Source organism: Burkholderia sp. BCC0506 (assembly GCF_902833145.1).
Taxonomy (GTDB): Bacteria; Pseudomonadota; Gammaproteobacteria; order Burkholderiales; family Burkholderiaceae; genus Burkholderia.
Genome location: NZ_CADFEN010000015.1, coordinates 152204 through 161480, shown reverse-complemented (window position 1 = coordinate 161480; position 9277 = coordinate 152204). Strand labels below are relative to the sequence as shown.

Annotated in this window: 9 protein-coding genes; 8 read left to right on the top strand and 1 reads right to left on the bottom strand. The window is 68.7% G+C overall.

Annotated elements, in window-relative coordinates:
• Positions 1-150: 150 nt before the first annotated feature.
• The gene (locus HWX62_RS29225) at positions 151-762 is read right to left on the bottom strand and encodes a glutathione S-transferase N-terminal domain-containing protein (RefSeq protein ID WP_175928157.1); all 612 of its coding nucleotides are present in this window, start codon (positions 760-762) and stop codon (positions 151-153) included.
• Positions 763-948: 186 nt separating this feature from the next.
• Between HWX62_RS29225 and HWX62_RS29220 the strand changes: the two genes are divergently transcribed.
• The 8 genes from HWX62_RS29220 to ruvB all read left to right on the top strand — a co-directional run bounded on the left by HWX62_RS29220 (position 949) and on the right by ruvB (position 9256).
• Entirely contained in the window at positions 949-2334 is a 1386-nt protein-coding gene (locus HWX62_RS29220) for an aminopeptidase P N-terminal domain-containing protein (RefSeq protein ID WP_175927660.1), read from the top strand.
• Positions 2335-2371: 37 nt separating this feature from the next.
• The gene (locus HWX62_RS29215) at positions 2372-3559 is read left to right on the top strand and encodes a UbiH/UbiF/VisC/COQ6 family ubiquinone biosynthesis hydroxylase (RefSeq protein WP_175927659.1); all 1188 of its coding nucleotides are present in this window, start codon (positions 2372-2374) and stop codon (positions 3557-3559) included.
• Positions 3560-3698: 139 nt separating this feature from the next.
• Positions 3699-4766 (top strand): tRNA dihydrouridine synthase DusB, encoded by a 1068-nt coding sequence (gene dusB, locus HWX62_RS29210; protein WP_175923103.1) that lies wholly within the window; start codon positions 3699-3701, stop codon positions 4764-4766.
• Positions 4763-4996, top strand: coding sequence for a Fis family transcriptional regulator (locus tag HWX62_RS29205; protein ID WP_006476892.1), 234 nt, complete (start codon positions 4763-4765; stop codon positions 4994-4996). Before dusB ends, HWX62_RS29205 begins: the two co-directional genes overlap by 4 nt.
• Positions 4997-5040: 44 nt before the next feature.
• Positions 5041-6606, top strand: a complete 1566-nt coding sequence (gene purH / locus HWX62_RS29200; RefSeq protein ID WP_059581113.1) for a bifunctional phosphoribosylaminoimidazolecarboxamide formyltransferase/IMP cyclohydrolase — start codon at positions 5041-5043, stop codon at positions 6604-6606.
• Between the two features lie 155 nt (positions 6607-6761).
• A complete protein-coding gene (gene ruvC, locus HWX62_RS29195) occupies positions 6762-7304 on the top strand; it encodes a crossover junction endodeoxyribonuclease RuvC (protein ID WP_175927658.1) in 543 nt (180 codons plus the stop codon).
• 191 nt (positions 7305-7495) lie between these two features.
• Positions 7496-8077, top strand: coding sequence for a Holliday junction branch migration protein RuvA (gene ruvA, locus HWX62_RS29190; RefSeq protein WP_021162490.1), 582 nt, complete (start codon positions 7496-7498; stop codon positions 8075-8077).
• Between the two features lie 108 nt (positions 8078-8185).
• Complete coding sequence (gene ruvB, locus HWX62_RS29185; protein ID WP_175927657.1) at positions 8186-9256, top strand: Holliday junction branch migration DNA helicase RuvB; 1071 nt, start codon at positions 8186-8188, stop codon at positions 9254-9256.
• The last annotated feature ends 21 nt before the right edge of the window (positions 9257-9277 follow it).

Genomic DNA, 9277 nt, shown 5'->3' with positions numbered 1-9277 from the left:
GGTGTCATCAAGCATGGCGACGCAGGTTAACAGCCCCCATCATCGTTTACAACACCCAAAACAAAAATGCCGTTCAGTTCTTAACTGAACGGCATTACCCCGCGGGGCGCTTTTCTTTCGTCTGCCGAATGCGTGCAGGCCGGCCGCGGCTCAGCCTTGCGGCAGCGTATCGGCGAACGACTGCCGCTGCTGCAGCTTCACGAAATGCTTGTCGAGGTTCGGGTGGCGATCGCGCCAGTTGAGTTCGGGCATCCGGAAGTCGAGGTAGCCGAGCGCGCAGCCGAGTGCGATGTCGGCCAGCGTGTAATGATTACCGACGCACCAGGTCTTGCCGCCGAGGCCCTGCGACATCGCGACGAGCGCATCGTCGATCTTGCGTTGCTGGCGCGCGATCCAGCTCGCGCTGCGCTGCGCTTCTTCCCGCAGCGTGTGTTCGAGACGAATCGCGACGGCCGCGTCGAGCACGCCGTCGCCGAGCGCTTCCCAGCAGCGCACTTCGACGCGTTCGCGGCCCGACGGCGGAATCAGCTTGCCGACCGGCGACAGCGTATCGACGTACTCGCAGATCACGCGGGAATCGAACACCGCGGCACCATCCTCCATCACGAGGCACGGGACCTTGCCGAGCGGATTCGATGCATGAATATCCGTCTGCGGCGCCCACACGTCCTCGAGCTCCAGCTTGTAGTCGATCTTCTTTTCAGCAAGCACGATCCGCGCCTTGCGGACGTACGGGCTGCTGAGCGAACCGATTAATTTCATCATCTGCCTTTTTAAGGGAACCGCCGAGAGTATACGTTGTCGCCGATCATAACCGGCCGGTACGGCCGGGTAGAAAATCGCCCGTCCGGCCTGTGGATGGTTTGCAACAGCGGCCGCGCGGGCCCGTCCGGCGCGGCTTCGGGCCCCACGTTCACGCACCGCGTCGCGCGGCGCTACAATCGCACGATGAATGCGCCCCTCGATACCGCCATCGCCGTCGACGTCCACCGCCAGCGCCGTGAACGCGTGCTTGCCGCACTGCGTGCCGCCGGCGGCGGCGTCGCCATCGTCCCCACCGCGCCGGAAATGCTGCGCAACCGCGATACGGCCTACCCGTACCGGTTCGACAGCTACTTCCATTACCTGACGGGCTTCACGGAGCCGGATGCCGTGCTCGTGCTGAACGCGGCCGCGCCGCACGGCGCGCCGGAATCGATCCTGTTCTGCCGCGCCAGGAACGTCGACCGCGAGATCTGGGAAGGCTTTCACTACGGGCCCGATGCCGCGCGCGACGCGTTCGGCTTCGACGCGGCCTTCGCGATCGACGTGATCGACACCGAGATGCCGCGCCTGCTCGCCGACGCGGGCACCGTGCACTACCGGTTCGGCGCATCGGCCGACTTCGAGCGCCAGCTCGCCGGCTGGATCGACGCGGTGCGCGCGCAGGCACGCGCGGGCGTCGCCGCGCCGGACGCGCTGCTCGACCTCACGCCGCTGCTCGACGACATGCGGCTCGTGAAGGACGAACACGAACTCGCGATCATGATGCGCGCCGCGCACATCTCCGCGCTCGCGCACCGCCGTGCGATGCAGGTGTGCCGCCCCGGCATCCGCGAATACGAGCTCGAGGCCGAGCTGCTGTACCTGTTCCGCAAGCACGGCGCGCAGGCGCCCGCGTACGGGTCGATCGTCGCGGCCGGCGCGAATGCATGCGTGCTGCACTACCCGGCCGGCAACGCGGCCGCGCGCGACGGCGACCTGATCCTGATCGATGCCGCCTGCGAACTCGACGGCTATGCATCGGACATCACCCGCACGTTCCCGGCCAACGGCCGCTTCTCGCCCGCGCAGCGCACGCTGTACGACATCGTGCTCGCCGCGCAGCAGGCCGCGATCGACGCGACGCGCGCGGGCGTGCCGTTCGAGGCGCCGCACGACGCGGCCGTACGCGTGCTCGCGCAGGGGCTGCTCGACACCGGCATCATCCCGAAAACGCGCTTCTCGAGCGTCGACGACGTGATCGCCGAGCGCGCGTACACGCGTTTCTACATGCACCGCACGGGCCACTGGCTCGGGATGGATGTGCACGACTGCGGCGACTACCGCGAGCGGCTCGCCGCGCGCGACGCCAACGGCGCGCTGCCGTGGCGCACGCTGAAGCCGGGCATGACACTCACCGTCGAGCCCGGCCTGTATGTGCGCGCGGCCGACGACGTGCCGCCCGAGTACTGGAATATCGGCATCCGCATCGAGGACGACGCGATCGTACGCGAGCACGGCTGCGAGCTGATCACGCGCGACGTGCCGGTCGCGGCCGACGAGATCGAGGCGCTGATGCGCGCGGGTGCATGACCGGCCGCCGACCGTTACCTCCGTTTCACGAATCAAGATGACGACCGCTTCCTCCCCGGCCACGCCGGATTACGACCTCGCCATCGTCGGCGCGGGCCCCGTCGGGCTCGCGCTCGCCGGCTGGCTCGCACGCCGCAGCGCGACGCAGCACGCGTCGATCGCGCTGATCGATGCGCGCGAACCGGCCGCGAGCGCGAACGACCCGCGCGCGATCGCCGTGTCGCACGGCAGCCGCGTGCTGCTCGACACGCTCGCGTGGCCCGCCGACGCCACGCCGATCGAACATATCCACGTATCGCAGCGCGGCCATTTCGGCCGCACGCTGATCGAGCGCGACGAGCACGCGCTCGCCGCGCTCGGCTACGTCGTGCGTTACGGCTCGATCGTGCAGGCGCTCGCGGGCGCCGTGCGCGGCACGCGCGTCGACTGGCTCACGTCGACCACCGCGCACACACCGCGGCAGGATGCCGACGGCGTCACGCTGACGCTCGACGGCCCGCAAGGCGAGCGCACGCTGCGCGCGCGCATCGTCGTCAATGCCGAAGGCGGGCTGTTTCACCAGCAGCAGGCCGATACGGGCAAACATCGCCGCGACTACGGGCAGACCGCGCTCGTCGGCACGGTCACGGTATCGGCGCCGCGCCCGAACGTCGCGTGGGAACGTTTCACGCACGAAGGCCCGCTCGCGCTGCTGCCGCTCGGCGGGCCGCGCCAGGCCGACTACTCGCTCGTCTGGTGCTGCACGCCGGACGAAGCGGCGCGACGTGCCGCGCTGCCCGACGATGCGTTCCTGCGCGAGCTCGGCAGCGTGTTCGGTGAACGCATGGGCACGTTCGTCGCGATCGCCGGGCGCGCGGCGTTCCCGCTCGGCCTGAACGCCGCGCAGACGCTCGTCAACGGCCGCGTCGCGATCGTCGGCAACGCCGCGCAGACGCTGCATCCGGTCGCGGGCCAGGGGCTCAACCTCGGGCTGCGCGATGCGCACACGCTCGTCGACACGCTGTCCGCGCAAGGTTTCGAGGCGACGGCGCTCGCGACCTTCAACGCGCGCCGCGCGCTCGACCGGCGCCTCACGATCGGCGCGACCGACACGCTCGCGCGCCTGTTTACGATCGATTCCGGCCCGCTTCCGTTGCTGCGCGGCGCGGCGCTCACCGCGCTCGAGTTCGTGCCGCCGCTGAAGAAGGCGATCGCGCGCCAGATGATGTTCGGCCAGCGCAACTGACGCGCGGCGCACCGCACTGCCTCGCCCCGCGCAAACCAGGCAAACCGGGTCAAATCGGCGGGGCATGGGAATACGGTAAAATGCGCGTTTTCCGTCTTCCCTTCTCCTGCCCGCGCGTGTCGCGGGCGGCGCCATTGCGATGCCCGTTATCGGCCCTCACGTCTTGCGTAACAACCTGTTCGTCGCCCCGATGGCCGGGGTGACGGATCGTCCGTTCCGCCAGCTGTGCAAGCGGCTGGGGGCCGGTTACGCCGTGTCCGAGATGGTCGCGTCCAACGCGCAGCTGTGGAAGAGCGCGAAGACGATGCGCCGGGCGAACCACGAAGGCGAAGTCGAGCCGATCGCGGTGCAGATCGCCGGCGCCGATCCGGCGATGATGGCCGAAGCGGCCCGCTACAACGTCGACAACGGCGCGCAGATCATCGACATCAACATGGGCTGCCCGGCGAAGAAGGTCTGCAACGTCGCGGCCGGCTCCGCGCTGCTGCAGAACGAGCCGCTCGTGCAGCGGATCGTCGAGGCCGTCGTCGCGGCGGTCGGCACGGGGCCCGATGCGGTGCCCGTCACGCTGAAGATCCGCACCGGCTGGGACCGCGAGCACAAGAACGCGATCACGGTCGCGCGCCTGGCCGAAGCGGCCGGCATCTCGATGCTCACCGTGCACGGCCGCACCCGCGCCGACCTGTACCGCGGCGACGCCGAGTACGACACCATCGCGGCCGTGAAGGCGGCCGTGCGCATTCCGGTCGTCGCGAACGGCGACATCACGTCGCCCGCCAAGGCGAAGGCCGTGCTCGATGCGACCGGCGCCGACGCGCTGATGATCGGTCGCGCCGCGCAAGGCCGGCCGTGGCTGTTCCGCGAAATCGATCATTTCCTGCAAACCGGCGAGCTGCTGCCCCCGCCGCGGATCGACGAGATCCAGCACGTGATGAACGAACACCTGGAAGACCACTACGCGTTCTATGGCGAATTCACCGGCGTCCGTACTGCGCGCAAGCACATCGGCTGGTACACTCGCGGCCTTTCCGGTGCCAACGCGTTCCGGCACAGGATGAACACGCTCGATTCCACCCGCGAGCAGCTCGCCGCCGTCAATGCCTTCTTCGAGGCGCAAAAGGCGCTGTCGGACCACCTCGTCTACGTCGATGACGAAGCGGAAAACGGCCAGGGCGAGTCGGACGACCATAACCAGTTAGCAGCATGAGCAAGCACAACATCGAACAATGTGTCCGCGAGAGCCTGGACGTGTATTTCCGGGATCTAGACGGCTCCAATCCGCACGACGTCTATGAAATGGTGATGTCCTGCGTCGAAAAGCCGATGCTCGAGGTCGTGCTCGTACAGGCCGGCGGCAACCAGTCGCTCGCCGCCGAGTACCTCGGCATCAATCGCAATACGCTGCGCAAGAAGCTGCAGCAGCACGGCCTGCTGTAGGCAGCCGTCCCGTCCCCGTTTCCCTGGCTATTGGTGGTTCCATCATGATCAAGCAAGCGCTCATTTCCGTTTCCGACAAGACCGGCATCGTCGACTTCGCGAAGTCGCTGTCCGACCTCGGCGTCAAGCTGCTGTCGACGGGCGGCACCGCGAAACTGCTCGCCGACGCCGGCCTGCCCGTGACCGAAGTGGCCGATTACACGGGCTTCCCGGAAATGCTCGATGGGCGCGTGAAGACGCTCCACCCGAAGGTGCACGGCGGTATCCTCGCGCGCCGCGACCTGCCCGAGCACATGCAGGCGCTGGAGCAGCACGGCATCCCGACGATCGACCTGCTCGTCGTGAACCTGTATCCGTTCGTCGCGACGATCGCGAAGGACGACTGCACGCTCGCCGACGCGATCGAGAACATCGACATCGGCGGCCCGACGATGCTGCGCTCGGCCGCGAAGAACCACCGCGACGTGACGGTCGTGGTCGACCCGGCCGACTACGCGGTCGTGCTCGATGAAATGAAGGCGAACGGCAACACGGTCGGCTACCCGACCAACTTCCGTCTCGCGACGAAGGTGTTCGCGCACACCGCGCAATACGACGGCGCGATCACGAACTACCTGACGAGCCTGACCGACGAGCTGAAGCACGCATCGCGCAGCACGTACCCGGCCACGCTGAACCTGGCGTTCGACAAGGTGCAGGACCTGCGCTACGGCGAGAACCCGCACCAGAGCGCCGCGTTCTACCGCGACCTCGCGGCGCCGGCCGGCGCGCTGGCGAACTACCGCCAGCTGCAGGGCAAGGAACTGTCGTACAACAACATCGCGGATTCGGACGCGGCGTGGGAATGCGTGAAGACGTTCGACGCGCCGGCCTGCGTGATCATCAAGCATGCGAACCCGTGCGGCGTCGCGGTCGGCAACGACTCGGCCGACGCATACGCGAAGGCGTTCCAGACCGATCCGACCTCGGCATTCGGCGGCATCATCGCGTTCAACCGCGAAGTCGACGAAGCGGCCGCGCAGGCGGTGGCGAAGCAGTTCGTCGAAGTGCTGATCGCCCCGTCGTTCTCCGACGCCGCGAAGCAGGTGTTCGCCGCGAAGCAGAACGTGCGCCTGCTCGAGATCGCGCTGGGCGACGGCCACAACGCGTTCGACCTGAAGCGCGTGGGCGGCGGCCTGCTCGTGCAGTCGCTCGACTCGAAGAACGTGCAGCCGCACGAGCTGCGCGTCGTCACGAAGCGCCACCCGACGCCGAAGGAAATGGACGACCTGCTGTTCGCATGGCGCGTCGCGAAGTACGTGAAGTCGAACGCGATCGTGTTCTGCGGCAACGGCATGACGCTCGGCGTCGGCGCCGGCCAGATGAGCCGCGTCGATTCCGCCCGCATCGCGAGCATCAAGGCGCAGAATGCGGGCCTGACGCTGGCCGGCTCGGCCGTCGCGTCGGATGCGTTCTTCCCGTTCCGCGACGGCCTCGACGTGGTCGTGGCGGCCGGCGCGACCTGCGTGATCCAGCCGGGCGGCTCGATGCGCGACGACGAAGTGATCGCGGCAGCCGACGAGCACAACATCGCGATGATCCTGACGGGCGTGCGCCACTTCCGTCACTGATCGCGGCATGCGGCCCGCGCGGCCGCCGCACCGGAACCCGGCGGCATCACCTCCGCCGGGTTTTTTATTGCGCGGCGCGTTCCCGCGCGAGCCGGCGGCCGGCTTGCCGCACCATTCGTTGTAGTATCGCTGCATCACGCCACTCTCCTCACTCAATGCGAATTCTCGGCATCGACCCCGGCCTGCGCGTCACCGGCTTCGGCGTCATCGACGTCAGCGGCCACCGGCTCGCCTATGTCACGAGCGGCGTGATCCGCACGCCGACGGCCGATCTGGCCACCCGGCTCGGCACGATCTTCCAGGGCGTCTCGACGATCGTGCGCGAACACGCGCCCGACCAGGCCGCGATCGAAAAGGTGTTCGTCAACGTGAACCCGCAGTCCACGCTGCTGCTCGGCCAGGCGCGCGGCGCCGCGATCTGCGGCCTCGTCGCGGGCGGGCTGCCGGTCGCCGAATACACGGCGCTGCAGCTCAAGCAGGCCGTGGTCGGCTACGGCCGCGCGACCAAGACGCAGATGCAGGAAATGGTCACGCGGCTGCTCAACCTGTCCGGCCAGCCAGGCTCCGACGCGGCCGACGCGCTCGGCATGGCGATCTGCCACGCGCACGGCGGCAGCACGCTCGGCACGCTGGGCGGCCTCGCGCCGGCGCTCGCGCAGAAAGGGCTGCGCGTGCGGCGCGGCAGGCTGGTCGGCTGACGCTGCCGCGCACCGCGGCCCGGCACGTCGGCGCGACCGCGTTGGCCGCCTTGCCTGCGCCGGCCACCTTGACCGCTTCATCCGCGCCTGCCCGCCCGCGACGCGCGCCGCTCCAGCCTGACGGCCGCGCCCATCGGCATTGCGCCGCGCGTGCGCTACACTCGCGCTTTCTTCCTCGCATCCCGTCCTCCATGATCGGTCGCATCGCCGGCATCCTGCTCGAAAAGAACCCGCCTCATCTGCTCGTCGACTGCAACGGCGTCGGCTACGAAATCGACGTGCCGATGAGCACCTTCTACAACCTGCCGCAAACGGGCGAGCGCGTCGTGCTGCTCACGCAGCAGATCGTCCGCGAGGACGCGCACCTGCTGTACGGCTTCCTGACGCCGCAGGAGCGCACGACCTTCCGCGAGCTGCTGAAGATCACCGGCATCGGCGCGCGCATGGCGCTCGCCGTGCTGTCCGGCATGAGCGTGCAGGAGCTCGCGCAGGCCGTGACGATGCAGGACGCCGCCCGCCTCACGCGCCTGCCCGGCATCGGCAAGAAGACGGCCGAGCGCCTGCTGCTCGAACTGAAGGGCAAGCTCGGCGCCGACCTCGGCGCGCTCGCCGGCGCCGCGTCGCCGTCCGACCACGCGACCGACATCCTCAACGCGCTGCTGGCGCTCGGCTACTCCGAGAAGGAAGGCCTGGCCGCGATCAAGAACGTGCCGGCCGGCACCGGCGTGTCCGAAGGCATCAAGCTCGCGCTGAAGGCATTGTCGAAGGCGTAACGCGCGCTCGATCCGGCCGTCGAAGCCAGTGTCGCGCCGCCGCGCGGCGCTCGCCAGTCGGCCGTTCGGCCAGGTGGCCCGGGATTCGTCGCGCGGTACAATGGCCGCATGATTGAAACCGACAAACTCGCCACCGAGCAGCGGATCATCGCCGCCACGCCCGCCTCGTCGCACGAGGAGGTGTTCGAACGTGCGTTGCGGCCGCGCCAGCTCGACGACTACGTCGGCCAGGAAAAGGTGCGCGGCCAGCTCGAAATCTTCATCGAAGCCGCGAAGCGCCGCTCCGAGCCGCTCGACCACGTACTGCTGTTCGGGCCGCCCGGTCTCGGCAAGACGACGCTCGCCCACATCATCGCGCGCGAGATGGGCGTGAACCTGCGGCAGACGTCGGGCCCCGTGCTCGAACGCGCGGGCGATCTCGCCGCGCTGCTGACGAACCTCGAAGCGAACGACGTGCTGTTCATCGACGAAATCCACCGGCTGTCGCCGGTCGTCGAGGAAATCCTGTATCCGGCGGTCGAGGATTACCAGATCGACATCATGATCGGCGAAGGCCCGGCCGCGCGTAGCGTGAAGCTCGACCTGCAGCCGTTCACGCTGGTCGGCGCGACCACCCGCGCGGGCATGCTGACCAACCCGCTGCGCGATCGTTTCGGGATCGTCGCGCGCCTCGAGTTCTACGACGCCGATCAACTGTCGCGCATCGTGCGGCGCTCGGCGTCGCTGCTCAATGCGCAGATCGATCCGAACGGCGCGCTGGAAATCGCGAAGCGCTCGCGCGGCACGCCGCGGATCGCGAACCGGCTGCTGCGCCGCGTGCGCGACTTCGCGGAAGTGAAGGCCGACGGCCAGATCACCGCGGCGGTGGCCGACGCCGCGCTCGCGATGCTCGACGTCGATCCGGTCGGCTTCGACCTGATGGACCGCAAGCTGCTCGAAGCGATCCTGTACAAGTTCGACGGCGGCCCGGTCGGCGTCGACAACCTCGCGGCGGCGATCGGCGAGGAGCGCGACACGATCGAGGACGTGCTCGAACCGTACCTGATCCAGCAGGGCTTCCTGCAGCGCACGCCGCGCGGGCGCGTCGCGACGTTGCTCACGTATCGCCACTTCGGGCTGTCGGTGCCCGAAGCCCGCCGCACCGAACGCGACGACTGGGATACCCCCGACGGGAAGTAATCCGTCGCCCGAGCCGCATCC

Excerpts from the sequence above, each read along its gene's own strand:
- HWX62_RS29225 (WP_175928157.1), bottom strand. The coding sequence starts at position 762 with ATGAAATTAATCGGTTCGCTCAGCAGCCCGTACGTCCGCAAGGCGCGG.
- HWX62_RS29220 (WP_175927660.1), top strand. The coding sequence starts at position 949 with ATGAATGCGCCCCTCGATACCGCCATCGCCGTCGACGTCCACCGCCAG.
- HWX62_RS29215 (WP_175927659.1), top strand. The coding sequence starts at position 2,372 with ATGACGACCGCTTCCTCCCCGGCCACGCCGGATTACGACCTCGCCATC.
- dusB (WP_175923103.1), top strand. The coding sequence starts at position 3,699 with ATGCCCGTTATCGGCCCTCACGTCTTGCGTAACAACCTGTTCGTCGCC.
- HWX62_RS29205 (WP_006476892.1), top strand. The coding sequence starts at position 4,763 with ATGAGCAAGCACAACATCGAACAATGTGTCCGCGAGAGCCTGGACGTG.
- purH (WP_059581113.1), top strand. The coding sequence starts at position 5,041 with ATGATCAAGCAAGCGCTCATTTCCGTTTCCGACAAGACCGGCATCGTC.
- ruvC (WP_175927658.1), top strand. The coding sequence starts at position 6,762 with ATGCGAATTCTCGGCATCGACCCCGGCCTGCGCGTCACCGGCTTCGGC.
- ruvA (WP_021162490.1), top strand. The coding sequence starts at position 7,496 with ATGATCGGTCGCATCGCCGGCATCCTGCTCGAAAAGAACCCGCCTCAT.
- ruvB (WP_175927657.1), top strand. The coding sequence starts at position 8,186 with ATGATTGAAACCGACAAACTCGCCACCGAGCAGCGGATCATCGCCGCC.